Origin of the sequence: Kitasatospora sp. NPDC085895 (assembly GCF_040702125.1) — a bacterium.
GTDB classification, from domain to species: Bacteria; Actinomycetota; Actinomycetes; order Streptomycetales; family Streptomycetaceae; genus Kitasatospora; species Kitasatospora arboriphila.
On record NZ_JBFBJY010000011.1, the window covers coordinates 80,074 to 94,905 of the forward strand.

General features: G+C 74.8%; 14 protein-coding genes. 1 reads left to right on the forward strand and 13 read right to left on the reverse strand.

From position 1 onward, the window contains the following. Positions 1–41 precede the first annotated feature (41 nt). On the forward strand, positions 42–722 hold the full coding sequence (locus AB0442_RS09885) for a macro domain-containing protein (RefSeq protein ID WP_366161887.1): 681 nt from the start codon (positions 42–44) through the stop codon (positions 720–722). A gap of 34 nt (positions 723–756) precedes the next feature. Here AB0442_RS09885 and AB0442_RS09890 read toward each other — a convergent pair whose 3' ends face one another. The 13 genes from AB0442_RS09890 to AB0442_RS09950 all read right to left on the reverse strand — a co-directional run bounded on the left by AB0442_RS09890 (position 757) and on the right by AB0442_RS09950 (position 14,717). Continuing rightward, complete coding sequence (locus AB0442_RS09890) at positions 757–1,470, reverse strand: thioesterase domain-containing protein (RefSeq protein ID WP_366161888.1); 714 nt, start codon at positions 1,468–1,470, stop codon at positions 757–759. Position 1,471: 1 nt separating this feature from the next. Further along, the gene (locus AB0442_RS09895) at positions 1,472–2,128 is read right to left on the reverse strand and encodes a response regulator transcription factor (RefSeq protein WP_344627560.1); all 657 of its coding nucleotides are present in this window, start codon (positions 2,126–2,128) and stop codon (positions 1,472–1,474) included. A gap of 174 nt (positions 2,129–2,302) precedes the next feature. Then, the gene (locus AB0442_RS09900) at positions 2,303–2,683 is read right to left on the reverse strand and encodes a nuclear transport factor 2 family protein (protein ID WP_344627543.1); all 381 of its coding nucleotides are present in this window, start codon (positions 2,681–2,683) and stop codon (positions 2,303–2,305) included. A gap of 4 nt (positions 2,684–2,687) precedes the next feature. Beyond that, positions 2,688–3,989 (reverse strand): MFS transporter, encoded by a 1,302-nt coding sequence (locus AB0442_RS09905; protein ID WP_366161889.1) that lies wholly within the window; start codon positions 3,987–3,989, stop codon positions 2,688–2,690. After that, entirely contained in the window at positions 3,986–5,743 is a 1,758-nt protein-coding gene (locus AB0442_RS09910) for a non-ribosomal peptide synthetase (RefSeq protein ID WP_366161890.1), read from the reverse strand. The genes AB0442_RS09905 and AB0442_RS09910 overlap by 4 nt, the downstream gene beginning before the upstream one ends. A gap of 26 nt (positions 5,744–5,769) precedes the next feature. Continuing rightward, positions 5,770–6,840 (reverse strand): branched-chain amino acid aminotransferase, encoded by a 1,071-nt coding sequence (locus tag AB0442_RS09915; RefSeq protein WP_366161891.1) that lies wholly within the window; start codon positions 6,838–6,840, stop codon positions 5,770–5,772. A gap of 116 nt (positions 6,841–6,956) precedes the next feature. Continuing rightward, a complete protein-coding gene (locus AB0442_RS09920; protein ID WP_366161892.1) occupies positions 6,957–8,144 on the reverse strand; it encodes an XdhC/CoxI family protein in 1,188 nt (395 codons plus the stop codon). 17 nt (positions 8,145–8,161) lie between these two features. Next, on the reverse strand, positions 8,162–10,549 hold the full coding sequence (pucD, locus tag AB0442_RS09925) for a xanthine dehydrogenase subunit D (RefSeq protein ID WP_366161893.1): 2,388 nt from the start codon (positions 10,547–10,549) through the stop codon (positions 8,162–8,164). Between the two features lie 3 nt (positions 10,550–10,552). Next, positions 10,553–11,026: a (2Fe-2S)-binding protein gene (locus AB0442_RS09930; RefSeq protein ID WP_366161965.1), complete on the reverse strand. Its 474-nt coding sequence runs from the start codon at positions 11,024–11,026 to the stop codon at positions 10,553–10,555. After that, positions 11,026–11,907, reverse strand: coding sequence for an FAD binding domain-containing protein (locus AB0442_RS09935; protein ID WP_366161895.1), 882 nt, complete (start codon positions 11,905–11,907; stop codon positions 11,026–11,028). Before AB0442_RS09935 ends, AB0442_RS09930 begins: the two co-directional genes overlap by 1 nt. A gap of 64 nt (positions 11,908–11,971) precedes the next feature. Beyond that, positions 11,972–12,559: a TIGR00730 family Rossman fold protein gene (locus AB0442_RS09940; protein WP_344626075.1), complete on the reverse strand. Its 588-nt coding sequence runs from the start codon at positions 12,557–12,559 to the stop codon at positions 11,972–11,974. After that, positions 12,556–13,731 (reverse strand): Zn-dependent hydrolase, encoded by a 1,176-nt coding sequence (locus tag AB0442_RS09945; RefSeq protein ID WP_344626076.1) that lies wholly within the window; start codon positions 13,729–13,731, stop codon positions 12,556–12,558. Before AB0442_RS09945 ends, AB0442_RS09940 begins: the two co-directional genes overlap by 4 nt. Positions 13,732–13,745: 14 nt before the next feature. Beyond that, positions 13,746–14,717 (reverse strand): TauD/TfdA family dioxygenase, encoded by a 972-nt coding sequence (locus AB0442_RS09950; RefSeq protein WP_366161897.1) that lies wholly within the window; start codon positions 14,715–14,717, stop codon positions 13,746–13,748. Between the last annotated feature and the right edge of the window lie 115 nt (positions 14,718–14,832).

Genomic DNA, 14,832 nt, shown 5'->3' on the forward strand with positions numbered 1-14,832 from the left:
ATGGACGACGGAAGACCGCTCGTCCGGGAGGAGCCCGACCCATGTCCGAGAACCCGCAGCAGCCGCCGCTCAGGGTCGTGCTGACCGACATCAACAGCACCGTGGTGGAGTCCTGGCGGGCGGCGTTCGCCGACACCCCCGAGATCGAGATCCACCGCGGCTCGATCCTCGACGAGCACGTCGACGCCTGGGTCACCCCCACCAACTCCCGCGGCCGGATGGACGGCGGCGTCGACGCGGTGATCAAGCGGCACCTCGGCGCCGGCATCCAGCTGCGCGTGCAGCGGGCGATCCGGGACGGGTTCGCCGGCCGGCTGCCGGTCGGCAGCGCCGTCTGCGTCCCCTCCGGCGCGGTCAACCCCAGGTTCCTGATCTCGGCGCCGACGATGGAGTCGTCCTCGCAGAACGTCAGCCAGACGCTCAACGTGGCGCTGGCCTGCGCCGCCGCGTTCCAGGCCGTGCACCGGAAGAACGCCGAAGCGCCGGGCAGCATCCGCTCGGTGGCACTGGTCGGCATGGGCGCGCAGACCGGACAGGTGCCGGCCCGGGTGTGCGCCAACCTGATGTGGACGGGCTACACCCTGTTCAACGACCACTGCTTCGAGGACTACGACGACCTGCGCAGCACCGTCACGGCCCAGCTCGACGACATCGAGAAGGCGCCCGCCACCCGGCGCGTCCGCATCACCCCGCCCGCGCGCCGCACCGCCGCCCGGCGCTGACACCCGCCCGCCGCCTGCCGCCCGCCCGCCGACGTCACAGGAAGGAGAGGGTCTTCATCAGCAGGGGCGGCGCCGACAGGAACTCGAAGTGCCCGCCGGGCAGGGCGGTGTACTCCACCGTCCGTGCGTACTCCCGCCACCCCGCCATCCGGTCGAGGCTGATCTCGGTGTCCTCCGTCCACTCCAGCACGGTGACCGGGCCCGGCAGGGCCACCGGCGACGGGCGCCGGTAGACCCGGTTCACCTCCAGGTCCTGGTGCAGGACCTCGAGGGCGAGGTCGATCAGGACGGGATGCGGCGTGCCGCCCCGCAGCAGCACCAGGTTGCCCATCTCCGCCCGGAGCTGCTCCTCGTCCAGGTCGAGGTACCGGTCGTGCGGGCAGTGGTGCGGGGCCACCTGGGCCGAGACGAAGAGCCGCTCGGGCGCGGGCAGCCCGCTCCCGGCGAGCCGGAGCGCCGTCTCGAAGGCCGGCAGGGCGCCGGCGCAGTGCCCGAAGAAGGCGAACGGCCGGTCCAGGTACGGCCGGAGGAACTCCACCAGGTCGGCGGCGAACCGCTCGTAACTGCCGTAGTGCGGCTCGCGCGAGCGGTTCTCCCGGCCCGGCGGCTGGACGGGGCACACCTCGATGCCGTCGATCTCCTCGGGCCACCTGCTGAACATCGAGGCGCCCACACCGGAGTAGGGGAAGCAGAAGAGCCGTGCGACCGAGTCCGTCCGCGGTCGGCGCAGCAGCCAGTTGCCGGCCATGTCAGGCTCCCATCCTCCGGGCCGCGACCGGCGCCGCGGCCCGGGACTCGTACGCGTAGATGACGGCCTGCACCCGGTTGCGCAGGCCCAGCTTGCCGAAGATCTCCTGCACGTGGGACTTCACCGTGGAGCCGGCGACGCCCAGCTCGGTGGCGATCTCGGCGTTCGACATCCCCCGGGCGAGCAGGTGCAGCACCTCCTGCTCGCGTTCGGTGAGCGTCGGCACCGCGCCGAGCCGCGGGGCGGTGTGCGCGAGCTGCTGCACCAGCGTCTGTTCGACCGGCAGGTAGCCGGAGGCCAGCAGACGGACCGCCGGGGCGAGTTCCCCGGCGGCGACCTGCCGCCGGATGATCGCGCAGCCGCCCAGCCGGAGCACGTCCAGGTCCATCCGGCGCAGGTCCGAGCCGAGGACGAGCACCGAGGCCGCGCCGCCGTGCCCCGACGCGGCGAGGCGCCGGACCTGCCCGAGGAGGGTGTCGCGGTCCTTGACCGCCGGCATGTCGACGACGAAGAGCGCCGGGTCGAGCTGGGTGCCGAGCCGGCACGCCTGGCCGACGTTGGCCGCCTCCCCGGCGATCCTGACCGATGGTTCGTTGCCGAGGATCGATCTGATGCCGTTGCGGACGAAGGCGTCCTCCGCCACGAGCACGACGCTCATCCTGGTCACGTCAGTCTCCCCCTGATCTGCGCACACGGTGGTCTTCACTGGTCGGGAACGAAAGGCCGAGGAGGCCGGTGGGGCGCGCCTTCGAACCCGGTCGCGGGCCACCCGGGGGCGCAGCACCGCTCGTGGGTACCCGAGCGCCGCCGGCGGCGGTCTCAGACGGCGGTCTCAGATGGCGGGGCGGTAGAAGTAGGTGCGGCGGGTCCTGATCTTCCGGCCGTCGAGGAAGTACAGGTCGGAGAACCGCTCGTCGAGCTGCCGGCCGTCCTTGCCGACCCCGCGGAAGCGTCCCCAGCAGGCGACCGAGGAGTCCGACTCGGCGACGTGCTCGATCTCGTGGCGGCCGTCGCTGATGATCCGCTCCTCGCGGTAGAACCGCAGGACGGCGTCGAGGCCGCTGATCGCCTCGTAGCCGGGGCGGTGGTAGGTGCAGTCCTCGGCGAAGAGGGTGGGCAGTTCGTCCCAGCGGCGGCCGTCGATCACCTCGAAGAGTCTGGTGACGAAGTCCGTGCCGGACACGGCGAGCTGCTCGGGGTGGGTGGTGCTCATGCGGTCACGCTCCTGACTCGGTCTGCTGCGGTCGGCGCGGTGCGGGCCGCACCGCGCCGTGCGGTCGGTCGCGGCGGTTCATCTCGCTCCACTGGGGGAGCAGGCCGGGGACGACGACGGCGGCCAGGTAGACGGCCCCTGCGGTGACCAGCACCGGCGCCAGCCCGGCGGCGGCGATCGCCGAACCGGCGAGGATCCCGCCGAGCGGCATGCCGGTCCAGGCGGCGGCCTCCGCCAGGGAGCTGACCCGGCCCAGCAGGTCGCGCGGGATGCGTTCGACGAACACGGCGCTGAGGACCGGGTTGATGAAGCCGGAGCCGAAGCCGCCGACCAGCGCCACGCCGATCACGCACCACATCGGTGCGCCGAGCGCCATCGCCGCGAAGCGCGGCACCCCGCCGAGGAAGAAGCCCACCAGGAAGGCCGCCCGGCGCGGCACGCGCTCGCCGTAGGCGGCGGCCAGCAGCGCGGCCCCGGCGGCCGTCACCGAGAACGCCGTGCCGATCAGGCCGAGTTCGAGCGCCCCGTAGCCGTGGTCGCGGATCCAGACGGGGAGCAGGACGGCGCTGTACGCGGCGTCGACCAGGTTGGTCACGCTGACCATCGCGACGAGCGAGCGCACCATCCGGTCGGAGGTGAGGAACGTCCAGCCGCCGCGGAGCTGGGCGAGGTACGGCTCCGGCGCGGCCGCCTCCCCGGCGGGCTCCGCCGCCGGGCGGCGGCGCTTCGGGGCCCGGAGGCCCACGGCGACCGCGCAGACCACGAAGGACGCGGCGTCCAGCAGCAGGGCGTTCGCCGGTCCGGCCGCCCCGATGACGGCGCCCGCCAGGGCCGGCGCGATGATCATGGCGGTCCGTTCGGTCGCGCTGACCAGCCCGGTGACCCGTTCCAGCGGCAGCCCGGCGGCGTCCGCGATGTCCGGGCCGAGGGTGAACTTGGAGGTGTCGGCCGGGCCACGGGCCGCCCCGGCGACGGCGACCAGCACCAGCAGCACCGGGAAGCTCAGCATGCCGGCCAGGTGGAGCAGCGGGACGAGGGCCACCGCGGCCGCACTGAGCAGGTCCGCGCAGACGCTGACCCGGCGGGAGCCGAGCCGGTCGATGACCGGGCCGCAGAGCGCCTTCGAGACGACCAGCGGGGTGAGTTCGCAGGCGGCCACCAGGCCGGTGCGGGTGGCCGAACCGGTGGTGGTGAGGACGAGCCAGGGGACGGCGACTGCGGTCAGCCGGGTGCCGGCCACCGAGACCGCGTTCGCGGCGAGGACGGGGAGCAGCAGCGAGGTGCTCCGCTTCGCGGTCGTGCTCACCGGGCCGCCCGCTCCGCGACCAGCCGGGCCATGCCCGCCGGGGTCGGGTCGAAGTAGAAGTCCCGCGGCGAGATGTCCACGCCGAAGGCCTGGTGGAGCTCGGCGATGATCTTCACGCCGAGCAGGGAGTGCCCGCCCAGTTCGAAGAAGTCGTCGTCCGCACCGATGCCCGCCACCCCGAAGTGGTCCGACCAGAGGCTCACCACCGCCTGCTCGGCCGGCGAGCCCGGTCCCCGGTACTCGGTCATCAGCTGCGGGCTGCGGACGCGGGTCCGGGCCGCGAGGGCGGCCGCGTCCACCTTGCCGTTGGCGGTCAGCGGGAACTCGTCGACCACCGTGATCAGGGACGGCACCGCGTAGGAGGGCAGCACCTCGGCGAGCGAGGCGCGCAGCTCCAGCAGGGAGGTCTGCCGGTGGTCCTTGCGCAGCACCAGGGCGGCGTGCAGCGCGTGACCGCCGGTCGGGGCCTGCGCCTTGGCCAGGTGGTACTGGGCGACGGCCGGCAGCCCGGCGAGGGCGGCCTCGACCTCGCCGAGTTCGATCCGGAAGCCGCGGACCTTCACCTGGCGGTCGGCCCGGCCGAGGAACTCGATCGCCGGCTCGGTGCTGCGCACCAGGTCGCCGGTGCGGTACATCCGTGCGCCGTCGCCCTCCGGGTCGGGCAGGAAGCGCTCGGCGGTGAGCGCCGGGCGGCCGAGGTAGCCGTGGGCGAGGCCGGTGCCGCCGGTGTACAGCTCGCCCGTCCCGCCGGGGGCCACCGGCCGCAGCTCGGGGTCGAGCACCCGCACCCAGGTGCCGTTGATCGGCCGGCCGATCGGCACCGAGGGGGTGTGCAGCGGGCTGTCGAAGGCGTGGCAGCAGGTGTAGGTGGTGTTCTCGGTCGGGCCGTACCCGTTGACCAGGACGGTGCCCGGCAGGGCCGCCACCGCCCGGTCGGCGTGGTCGGCGGAGAGCACGTCGCCGCCGGTGAGCAGGTACCGCACCTGCTTGAGGTCGTCGAGGCCGTGGTCCACCACCTGGTGCAGCAGACCGGTCGTCAGCAGCAGCACGGTGACGCCCGAGGCACGGACGAATCCGGTGGTCTCGGCGAGCGAGAGGTCGCCCGGCGGGGCGACCACCAGGCGGGCGCCGTTGAGCAGCGCCCCCCAGATCTCGAAGGTCGAGGCGTCGAAGGCCAGCGGGCCGATCTGGAGGAGGACGTCCTCCGGGGTGATCGTGACGAAGTCCGGGTCGACGACGAGCCGCACCACCCCGCGGTGCGGCACCATCACGCCCTTCGGCGTGCCGGTCGACCCCGAGGTGTAGGCCACGTAGGCCAGGTCCTCGCCGGACGGGTCGGCCGTGCGGACGGCCGCCGGCGCCCCGGCCGGGGCCCGGTCGTCGGCGAACACGGTCGCGAACCCGTCGGGGAGGCCGTCGGCCAGCTCGCGCTGGGTGACCACCAGACGGGCCCCGGAGTCGCGCAGCATGAACTCGGTGCGGGCGGCGGGATAGCGGGTGTCCAGGGCCAGGTACGCGGCGCCGGCGGAGACCACCGCGAGCAGGGCGACGATGCCGTCGACCGACCGCCGGGTGAGGACGGCGACCACGTCGCCGGCCCGCACGCCCCGCTCGACCAGCCGCGCGGCGAGGCGGTCGGCCTCGGCGGCGAGTTCCGCGTACGTCAGGGAGGTGTGCTCGTCGCTCAGGGCCACCCGGTCGCCGAACCGCTCGCAGCACCGGCGGAACCGGGCCGTGATGCTCAGGTCAGTCATTCTCTCGCTCCGTGGGTGAGGGTGGGTCAGCGGGTCGACGGGTGGAACCAGCCGTCCTCGTCAAGGACGCGGCCGCGGTGCAGGTCGGTGAGGAGCCGGTGCAGCGCGGTCGTCACCGGTCCCGGCCGGCCGTCCCCGACCGTCCAGCCGCCGTCCCCGTCCCGCACCCGGCCGACCGGGGTGACGACGGCCCAGGTGCCGCAGGCGAACGCCTCGGTGACGACGCCGGCCTCGCACTGCGCACGCCACTCGTCCAGGGCGATCCGCTCCTCCACCACCCGGTGGCCGAGGCGCCGGGCCAGGGTCAGCAGGGTGCTGCGGGTGACGCCGGGCAGCAGCGTCCGCGTCAGCTCCGGGGTCACCACCTCGGCCCGCTCGCCCCGCCCCCGGACGAGGAAGAGGTTCATCCCGCCCAGCTCCTCCACCCAGCGCCGTTCGACGGCGTCGAGCCAGACGACCTGCCGGCAGCCGGCGGCCTCCGCCGCCCGCTGCGCCAGGAAGGTCGGGGCGTAGTTGCCGGCCACCTTGACCTCGCCGGTGCCGCCGGGCACGGCCCGGACGTGGTCGCGGCTCACGTGGACGGCGACCGGCTCGGCCCCGTCGCCGAAGAAGCCCCCGGTCACGAAGGCCATCAGCAGGAAGCGGTAGGTGCGCGAGGGGCGCAGCATCAGCGAGGCGTCCGAGCCGAACATCAGCGGCCGCAGGTAGAGACTGCGCGAGCCGTCGGCCGGCAGGAAGCCCTCGTCCGCGCGGACCAGCCGGTGGGCGGCGTCGGTGAAGGCGTCCTCCGGGAGCTCCGGCATGGCCATCCGGCGGCAGGAGCCGCGGAACCGCAGCGCGTGGTCGCGGGGGCGCCAGACGCCCGCCGTGCCGTCGGCCCGCCGGTGCGCCTTCAGCCCCTCGAAGACGACCTGGCCGTAGTGCAGGCCGAGCGTGCCGGGATGGAGGGAGAGGTCGGCGAGTCTGCTCAGCCGGGGCGCGGACCAGCCGTCCGCCTCCGTCCAGTCCATCACGACCATGTGGTCGGTGAACGCCTCGCCGGGGCCGGGTTCGGCGACGGCCGGGTGGGGCGGCGCGAGTTCGAGGCCGGTGGTCATCCGCAACTCCTTGGGTGAGGGGGTCTGCCGGGCGATCAGGACGCAGGCACTCGGGCCGCGCGGAGGGGGTCGCCCACCGCTCGGCCACCGAGTATCCGGACGCCGCTATCGGTGGCCTATCGCGCCGCGGCCGCCCGCTCGGCGCGGGCCGGTGCGCGGTGGGCCGGCGCACGGTGGGGCTGCACGCGGTGGGCCGGTGTGCGGTGGATCGGCGTGCCGACGCGGCCGAGCGGCAGGCCGGTGCCGCCGCCCCGGCAGGCGACGATCTCGGCCGCGATCGACACCGCGACCTCCTCGGGCGTCCAGGCCCCCAGGTCGAGGCCGATCGGGGAGTGCAGCCGGGCCAGTTCGGGCTCCGAGAGGCCGGCCGCACGCAGCCGCTCCAGCCGGTCGGCGTGGGTGCGCCGGGACCCCATGGCACCGACGTACGCCACCGGCAGCCGCAGGGCGCGCTCCAGCAACGGGACGTCGAACCTGGCCTCGTGGGTGAGGGCGCACAGCACGGTGCGGCCGTCGATCCGGTCGCGCTGGGAGTCGAGGTAGCGGTGCGGCCGGTCGACCACCACCTCGTCCGCCTCCGGGAAGCGCTCGCGGGTGGCGAAGACCGGACGGGCGTCGCACACGGTGACGTGGTGGCCGAGGAATCCGCCGATGCGCACCAGCGCCGAGGCGAAGTCGATCGCACCGAAGACGATCATCCGCGGCGGGGGCACGCTGCACTCCACCAGCAGGACGACCGGCCGGCTCCGGTCGGGTGCGACCTCCACCGTCCGGGTGCGGCCCGCGGCCAGCAGCGCCGCCGCCTCCAGGGCCGCGGCGCCGTCGAGCGCGCCGCCCCTGCCGAGGGTGCCCTCGTACGCGCCGCCCGGCCGCACCAGCAGGGCGCCGCCGGCCGGGCCGTCCGGGCCGCCGGCGACACGGACGGCCGCCACGGCCCCGCTCCCGGCGGCGGTGGCCAGGGCGGCGGCGAGCACCGGCCGGACGGCGTCCCGGCGGCGCACCGGCGTCACCAGGACGTCGATGCTGCCGCCGCAGGTCAGGCCGACGGCGAACGGGTCCCCGTCGGCGTCGCCGAAGTGCTGCAGCACGCTCTCGCCGGTCACCAGCGCCTCCTGGCACAGCTGGTGGACGGTGGCCTCCACGCAGCCGCCGGAGACGCTGCCGAGCGCGGTGCCCGCGGCGTCGACGGCGAGGGCCGTGCCGGGCGGCCGCGGGGCGGAGCCGCTGACGTGCACGACCGTCGCCACGGCGAAGTCGCGTCCTTCGGTGCACCACCGGTGCAGATCGGCGGCGATGTCCAGCACGGCCGGGTCAACTCCTCTCAGTCGACGATGTGTTCGGGACGGATCGGGACCCGGGTGAGGGCCTTCCCGGTGGCCTGCCGGACGGCGGCCACCACGGCCGGGGTGGAGGACAGCGTCGGCGCCTCGCCCACCCCGCGCAGGCCGTACGGGGCGTGCGGGTCGGCCAGTTCCAGGACGTCGACCGGCACGGCCGGCGCGTCCAGCAGGGTCGGCACCAGGTAGTCGGTGAAGGAGGGGTTGAGCACCCGCGCCGTCGCCGGATCGACCCGGACCTCCTCCATCAGCGCGATGCCGAGGCCCTGGACGGTGCCGCCCTGGATCTGGCCGGCCACCGAGAGCGGGTTGAGCGCCCGGCCGACGTCCTGGGCGCAGGCCAGTTCGACCACCTTGACCAGGCCGAGCTCCACGTCCACGTCGACCACCGCGCGGTGCGCGGCGAAGGAGTACTGGACGTGGCCGAAGCCCTGGCCGGTGACCGGGTCGAAGGGTTCGGTCGGCCGGTGGCGGAACTCGAGTTCGAGGTCGATCGGCTCCTCGCCCTCCAGCACCTCCGCCAGGGTGGCGAGGACCTCGCCGTCCCCGGTCACGACCTTGCCGCCGTCGAGCCGCAGCCCGGGGCCGCCCCAGGCCGGGCGGTCCCCGCCGAACCTGCGCCGGCCGGCCGCGAACACGTGCTCCCGGACGGCCCCGCAGGTGTTCTTCACCGCACCGCCGGTCATGTAGGTCTGCCGGGAGGCGGAGGTGGAGCCGGCCGAGCCGACGGCGGTGTCGGCGGGGTGGACGGTGACCTGCTCGACGCCGAGCTCGGTGCGGGCGATCTGGGCGTGCACGGTGACGCCGCCCTGCCCGACCTCGGCCATCGCGGTGTGCACGGTGGCGACCGGCTCGCCGTCGATGACCTCCAACCGGATCCGGGCGGTGGAGTAGTCGTCGAAGCCCTCGGAGAAGCCGACGTTCTTGATGCCCACGGCGTAGCCGATGCCGCGGACGATGCCCTCGCCGTGCGAGGTGTTGGAGAGCCCGCCCGGCAGGTCGCGGACGTCCGGGTCCTTCGGGTCGAGCGGCGGTGGCAGCGGCATGTCCCGGACCCGGCGCAGCAGTTCGGCGACCGGCGCGGGGGAGTCCACCCGCTGGCCGGTCGGCATCAGGTCGCCCTGGCGCATCGCGTTGATCCGGCGCAGCTCCACCGGGTCCATGCCGAGTTCGGCGGCGAGCTTGTCCATCTGCGCCTCGTAGGCGAAGCAGGCCTGCACCGCGCCGAAGCCGCGCATCGCGCCGCAGGGCGGGTTGTTGGTGTAGAGGCCGACGGCCTCGATCTCCACGTCGTCGACCCGGTAGGGCCCGATCCCGAGCGAGGCGGCGTTGCCGACGACGGCGGCGGTGGACGAGGCGTAGGCGCCGCCGTCCAGCACGATCCGGCACCGGACGTGGGTCAGCCTCCCGTCGCGGGTGGCGCCGTGCTCGTAGTGGAGCCTCGCCGGGTGGCGGTGGGCGTGCCCGAGGAAGGACTCCTCGCGGGAGTACACGATCTTGACGGGCCGGCCGGTGCGCAGCGCCAACAGGCAGGCGTGGATCTGCATCGACAGGTCCTCGCGGCCGCCGAAAGCACCGCCGACGCCGGCCAGCGTCAGGCGCACCTTCTCCTCCGGCAGGCCGAGGACGGGTGCGATCTGCCGCCGGTCCGAGTGCAGCCACTGGGTGGCCACGTACAGGTCGACGCCGCCGTCCCCGGCGGGCACCGCGAGGCCGGACTCCGGGCCGAGGAAGGCCTGGTCCTGCATGCCGAACACGTAGTCGCCGGTCACCACGACGTCGGCCCGCCGGGCCGCCGCGGCCACGTCGCCGCGGACGACCGGCTGCCGGTGCAGGACGTTCGGGTGCGGGACGCGCCGCGCATGGCGGTCGTCCCGGTCCGGGTGGAGGACGGCCGCGCCCGGTGCGAGCGCGGACGCCTCGTCCGTGACGACCGGGAGCTGCCGGTACTCGACCCTGATCAGCGCGGCGGCGCGCCGTGCGGTCTCCGGGTGGTCGGCGGCCACCAGCGCGACCGGCTCGCCGTGGTGGCGGACCACGCCGTCGGCGAGCACCGGGGTGTCGGCGATCTCCAGCCCGTACCGCTTCTGCGCGGCCGGCAGGTCGTCGTGGGTGAGGACGGCGTGCACACCCGGCAGCGCGAGCGCCGCGGAGACGTCCACGGACAGGATCCGGGCGTGCGCGTGCGGGCTGCGCAGGGCCTGCCCCCAGAGCATGTCCCGGTGCCACAGGTCGGAGGAGTAGGCGAAGGCGCCGGTGACCTTCGGGGTGCCGTCGGGGCGGCGGACGGACTCGCCGATGCCGCCCCGGGCGGCAAAGGGGCCGGGACCGGCGGGGGAGGGGGCCGAGGCCGTCGGTGTGCGGGTGTCCATGCCTCAGACCGCCTCCCGGCGCCGGGCGGCCGCCAGGCGGACCGCGTCCATGATCTTCTCGTAGCCTGTGCAGCGGCAGAGGTTGCCCGCGAGCGCCTCGCGGACGTCGGCGTCGCTCGGGTCCGCGTCGCGCTCCAGCAGCTCGTCGGCGGCCACCAGCAGGCCGGGCGTGCAGAAGCCGCACTGGACGGCCCCGGCGTCGAGGAAGGCCCGCTGGACGGCGGCCGGCCCGTCCGCCGTGGCCAGGCCCTCCACCGTGCGGACCTCGCGGTCCTGCGCCTGGCCGGCCGCGACCAGGCAGGCGCAGACCGGGACGCCGTCCAGGCGCACCGTGCAGGAGCCGCACTCGCCCTGCTCGCAGGCGTTCTTGGAGCCGGGCAGGCCCATCCGCTCGCGCAGCACGTACAGCAGGCTCTCGCCCTCCCACACCCCGTCGGCCGCCCGCCGGACGCCGTTGACGGTGAAACCCACCCGCATCATGCGACTCCCTCCGCGCCCTTGCGGTACGCCTCCCAGGCCCACAGGAAGGTCCGGCGGGCCATCACCCCGACGGCGTGCCGGCGGTGGCCGGCGGTGCCGCGGACGTCGTCGATCGGACTGCAGGCACCGGCCGCGAGCGCCGCGAACCGCTTCGCCACCGAGGGCGGGACGGGTCCGCGGCTCTCCCACAGGCCGCCCTCCGCCAGGGCGTCCGCGAGGAACGCCTCGGCCTGTGCCGCCCGCCGCGGGGTCGGGGCGGCCGAGCCGATGCCGGTGCGCACCGTCCCGGTGCCGGGGTGCAGCGCGAGCCCGAAGGAGCAGACCGCGATGACCATCGCGTTGCGGGTGCCGACCTTGGAGAACTGCTGCGGGCCGGTCGCCCGCCCGATGTGCACCCGCCTGATCAGCTCGTCCGGCAGCAGCGCATTGCGCTTGACGCCCGTGTAGAACGCGTCGATCGGGATGCGGCGGGCGCCGCGCACCGACTCCACCTCGACCTCCGCCCCGGCGGCCAGCAACGCCGGATGGGCGTCACCGGCCGGGGAGGCGGTGCCGAGGTTGCCGCCGACCCCGCCGCGGTTGCGGATCTGCGGCGAGGCGACGGCACGGGAGGCCAGCGCCAGGCCCGGCAGCTCCCGGCCCAGCTCCGCGACGATCCGGGCGTACGGCACGCCGGCGCCGAGCCGGACCTCCCGCTCGCCGACCTCCCACTCGGACAGCTCGCCGATCCGGCTCAGGTCCAGCAGGTGCCCGGGCCGGCGGCGTCCGAGGTTGATCTCCACCATCACGTCGGTGCCGCCCGCGAGCGGTACGGCCGCCGGGTGCTCGGCCTTGGCGGCGAGCGCCTCCTCCCAGCAGCCGGGGCGGATGAACTCCATGGGACTTCCCTCTCGAATCGTTCCCGGACCGGGCGGACCGCCCGGGGGCGGCAGGCAGGCCCGGTCAGCGGGGCAGGCCGGGGGCCGCCCCGGCGACCGGGACGGGCAGGTCGGGCGAGAAGCAGCCGTCGAGGGCGTCCAGCGAGGGCACGTCCCTGATCAGCGAGCGGTCCGCGGCGGTCATCATCCGCTCGCCCACCGCCAGGTCGAGCCAGGCCAGCAGACCGTCGAAGAACCCGCCGTGGTTGACGACGAACACCGGCTTGCTGTGCAGGCCGAGCTTGGCCCAGGTGGCGATCTCCATCAGCTCGTCGGCCGTGCCGAGCCCGCCCGGCAGGACGACGAAGGCGTCCGACAGCTGGTACATCAGCGCCTTGCGCTCGTGCATGGTGGCGACCACCATCAGCTCCACGCCCGGCGGCTGACGCCCCTCCAGGCTCAGCAGGTGGTGCGGCACCACCCCGGTGACGTACGAGCCGGTGAGCAGCGCGCCCTCGGCCACCGCACCCATCAGCCCCGTCCCGCCGCCGCCGTACACCAGGCCGACCCTGCGGCGGCCCAGCCAGCGGCCGGTCTCCCGGGCGAGGTCGAGGTACTCCTGCCTGGCCGGCCGCGCGCCGCAGAACACGCCCACCCTCCGGAAGCCGGTCATCGTGCCTCCGAGTGGACGGGAACGGCGTGCGAACGCGAGGACTCCAGCTCCACCAGCAGGTCGAGCAGCACCTGGGCGCCCAGGATCAGGTCGTCCTTCGGGGTCTGCTCCACCGGCGAGTGGCTGATGCCGGCCGTGCTGGGGACGAAGATCATGCCGGTGGGCACCCGGGAGCTCAGCGCGGAGGCGTCGTGCCCCGCGTAGCTCATCAGGCGGGCCGCCGTCGGGTCGTGCCGCACGCACACCTCGTGGATGCGGTCGACGTAGCCGTCCTCGAAGCGCACCACGGGCTTGTGCGACAGCTGGGACACCTCCACCGAGCAGCCCTGCTCGGTGCCGATCCGGCGGACGAGCGCGCGGGTGCGCTCGACCGCCCGCAGCAGCGACAGCTCCGACTCGGCCCGGAACTCCACCGTCAGGTGCGCCTCCCCGGGCACCACGTTCGGCGCGCCCGGGTACAGCTGCATCGCGCCGACGTTGACCACCATCGACTCGTCGACCTCGTTCGCGGTCTCCCACAGGTGCGCCGCGATCTTCGCCACGGCGCGGCCCGCGTCGGCGCGGACGTTCATCGGCGTCGTCCCGGCGTGGTTGGCCTGCCCCCGGACGACCACCAGGTACCGGTCGATCCCGACGATGCCCTCCACCGCCGCCAGCGTGCTGCGCCGGCTCTCCAGCCGGGGGCCCTGCTCGACGTGGAGCTCGACGAACCCGGTGATCTCGTCGATGTGCCCGGACTCCACCAGCGTGCCGGAGCCGACCAGTCCGCCGTTGGACGTCGGCAGGACGCCCTCCTCGTCCCAGAAGCCGACCGTCTCGACCGCGGCGGCCGCCGGATGGCCGGCCTCGTGCAGGGTGCGCAGCACCTCGACGGCCGCGATGGCGCCGTACGCGCCGTCCAGCCGGCCGCCGACCGGCACCGTGTCGGTGTGCGAGCCGGTCAGCAGCCACGGGCCGCGCGATCCGGGCTGGCGCCCGAACACGTTGCCGACCTCGTCCGTCCAGGCGTGCAGCCCGGCGGCGGTGATCCGGTCGGCCAGCCAGACCCGGGAGGCCAGGTCGGCGGGCGACCCCGCGACCCGGTCCACCCCGCCGTCCTCCCGCCCGCCGAAGGTGGCGAGCATGTCCAGGTCGTCGAGGAGTCGACGCCCGGAGATCTTCGGTGAGTTCACGACACTGGCTCCCATCAGCTCAGCACGTTGCCGTCGCCCGTCCGCAGGCCGCGGGTCCGCCGGTGGTCGATGTGGACGAACGCCCGCTGCAGCCAGCGGTCCCGGCCGTCGTAGCGCGGCACGAAGGCCGACCGGCCGTGCAGGGTCACCCGGTTGTCCACCACCACCAGGTCGCCCGCGCCGAGGACGAGGTCCGTCTGCACGGCCTCGACGGCCCGCCGCAGCCCGGCCAGCGCCGTGGCGGCCCCGGCGTCCAGCGGATGGGTGTTGGCGAAGTCGACGCGGACGTCCGGGTCCTCCTCCGCGCCGCTCAGCACGGCGTGCACCGGGTCCCGGCCGGCCGCGAAGGACGGCGGCGGGGTGGAGCGGAAGCGGGGCTCGGCGAGGACGCGCCGGTGCTCCGGCCCGACCAGCGGCAGGGCCTGGCGGATCGAGGCGACCCGCAGCCCGGCCCGGTCGTCGTGGTCGTTGCGCAGGCACAGCAGCGACACGAAGTCCGGCCGGTGGTCCAGGTGCACGTTCTCCACGTGCATCTGGAGCGGCTGGGAGCCCGCGTTGCTCTGCTCGAACTCCTGGCCGGGGACGGGCACCACGTTCTGCAGCAGCGCCCCCGACTTCTCCTGCCGGAAGGCGACGATCTCGCCGAGCTGCATCACGCACAGCGCCAGCAGGGTGGCCGAGGCGGTCGCGTTGCGCTCGACCGAGCCGGCCTCGACCGGCGTCGGCCCCTCGGGCCTGACCGGCAGTCCGGCGATCCGCAGGCAGCCGTTGGGCCCCGGGTCGCTGCGGAAGCGGCGCAGTTCCTCCAGCACGCGGGCCGGCAGCCGGCAGGAGCGGTCGCGGGCGGCGGCCAGCCACGTCGGGTGGTCCACCAGCCGCGGTGGGACGGCGGAGAGGTGCTCGACGAGCCGCTCGATGTCCGCGCGTTCGGCGCCGTCCAGGACGAGAGCGCCCGGTTCGGCATGGATGTCCAGACTTACAGCCACTGTCTTTCTGCCCTCTCTTGGTCTGCTTGAGCAAGGCGGGCCGGCGGCGGGGCAGTTCCCCCGCCGGCCCGGTGGGCGGCGCGTCAGGCCGCGGAATCGTCTTCGAAGGCGTACG